The 2137-nt window shown below is 60.3% G+C and carries 2 protein-coding genes; both read left to right on the top strand.

All coding sequences use genetic code 11. From position 1 onward, the window contains the following. Window positions 1–1075 (top strand): methionine gamma-lyase (locus FEM54_RS31105; RefSeq protein WP_138454125.1); only part of this gene is annotated, 1075 nt, incomplete at its 5' end. 233 nt (window positions 1076–1308) lie between these two features. Beyond that, window positions 1309–1986 (top strand): helix-turn-helix transcriptional regulator, encoded by a 678-nt coding sequence (locus FEM54_RS31100; protein ID WP_138454124.1) that lies wholly within the window; start codon window positions 1309–1311, stop codon window positions 1984–1986. Window positions 1987–2137 lie beyond the last annotated feature (151 nt).

Below are 2137 nucleotides of genomic sequence, written 5' to 3'. Positions count from 1 at the left end.
CTTCTACACACGCATTTCCAACCCGACCCTGGCACTGTTGGAATCACGCATGGCAACCCTGGAAAACGGCGAAGCTGCCGTGGCCTTCAGCTCCGGCATGGGTGCGATTGCCGCAACGTTCTGGACCCTGCTGCGCCCGGGCGATGAAGTGATCGTCAGCCAGACCCTGTATGGCTGCACCTTTGCCCTGCTGCACCATGGCCTTGCTGAGTTCGGCATCCGGGTGCGACACGTCGACCTCACCGACCTGGCCGCCCTGCGCGCGGCATTGTCCCCTGCCACCCGCATGGTCTATTGCGAAACCCCGGCCAACCCCAACCTGCGTCTGGTGGACATCGCCGCCGTGGCCGAGCTGGCGCACCAACAGCCAAATGTCACCGTGGTGGTAGACAACACCTACTGCACCCCCTACCTGCAAAGGCCACTGGAACTGGGGGCCGATGTGGTGGTGCACTCGGCCACCAAGTACCTCAGCGGCCATGGCGATATCACCGCCGGTATCGCCGTGAGCAACCAGGCGCTGGCACAACGTATTCGCCTGCAAGGCCTCAAGGACTTGACCGGCGCGGTGATGTCGCCGCAGGACGCATCCTTGCTGATGCGCGGCCTCAAGACCCTGGCCCTGCGCATGGACCGCCATTGCAGCAACGCCCAGGCGGTGGCCGAAGCGTTGCAAGCACACCCTGCTGTGCAGTGGGTCACCTACCCGGGCCTGCGCTCTTTCCCGCAATACGCCCTGGCAGCGCGGCAGATGAAGCAGTCCGGCGGCATGATCGCGTTTGAACTCAAGGGCGGCATCGACACCGGCCGGCGCTTTATGAACGCCCTCAACCTGTTCACCCGCGCCGTCAGCCTGGGTGACGCCGAGTCGCTCGCCCAGCACCCGGCGAGCATGACCCACTCCACCTACACCCCCGAAGAACGCGCGCAGCACGGCATCAGCGAAGGCCTGGTGCGTTTGTCGGTCGGGCTTGAAGACATTGCCGACCTGTTGGCCGATATCCACCAGGCCCTGGCCAAATGCACGCGTGCGGCACCGGGCCGCGCCGTGGTGGAAGAACACGCCGTGAAATAGGGCCTACGGTTGAGGTAATCCTTTCCTACAGACGGTGGTCGGACTGGTCCGACCGCCGTTATGCGTTTTTAATCTGTTTTTTTTGCCGATTGGATCCCCATGCATTTCCCTGGCTGTACTAGCATAGGTGCTCGGCGGGTGCATTATCACTGTAGGTTATTCACATTGGTTACCTTGTTAAACCCCGTCGCTATAAGGATGAATACCTGCACTCAACATTCATGGACGAACTGATGAACTCACACCTGTTCCCTCATATAGGCAAGGTCATCGCCAGCACCGGCAGCCGCCATTTCCCGCGCATGCTGCATGACTTGATCCTGACCCAGCTGGCAGTGGACGCTACCCATATCACCCAACTGCAGGTCAGTGCCGAAGGGCACACCCGACGCCGGATCAGCCCGGTCTACACCGACTCGGTGACGGCGCTGGGCGAAGAACAACCCGCTGCCCAATTGCACCTCACACGCCGCAAGGACGATGTGCGTTATGTGTTGTCGGTGTATCGCTCGCATCAGTCGGAAAGTTTTTCGCCACAGGAACGCAGCATGCTGGAGGATTTTTCGACGCTGCTTCTGCCCATGGTCGAGAAACACATCACTGCGATCCAGCCGTGTCGCCAGGGCGGATCGCCTGTGGTCGCGGAAAATCAAGGGCTTGAAACCTTGCGTCGGCGCATTGAAGAACGTCTGGTGCAATCGGGGTTGACCTTGTCCAATCGAGAACTGGATGTGTGTGTGGGTTTGCTGGCCGGGCGGACTGCACCGGAGTTGGCGGAGCAGTTGGCGTTGAAAGTCAACACTATTGAAAGCTACCTCAAGCGGGCGGCGATCAAGCTGGGGATCAGCGGGCGGCATTCGTTGTTGCGGTGGATGTATGCGGGTGATGAGGGGGTAGCCGCGGCTCTCTAGATCAGGCTGTGGGTTGTCTTTTGGTGGTGTACATATCCGTTGCTGCGGTAACGGCTGCCTATGGTTCCGCTCTTACAGCGGGTCACTTTTTGAAGGACCAAAAAGTAAGCAAAAAGTCTTCGCCCCAACACTCGGTGCCTCGCTGTGGCTC

This window comes from Pseudomonas edaphica (assembly GCF_005863185.1).
Taxonomy (GTDB): Bacteria; Pseudomonadota; Gammaproteobacteria; order Pseudomonadales; family Pseudomonadaceae; genus Aquipseudomonas; species Aquipseudomonas edaphica.
This window is presented reverse-complemented; position numbering and strand designations above follow the sequence as displayed.

Bases quoted from the DNA above. Each gene is read 5' to 3' on its own strand.
- FEM54_RS31100 (WP_138454124.1), top strand. From the start codon at position 1,309: ATGAACTCACACCTGTTCCCTCATATAGGCAAGGTCATCGCCAGCACC.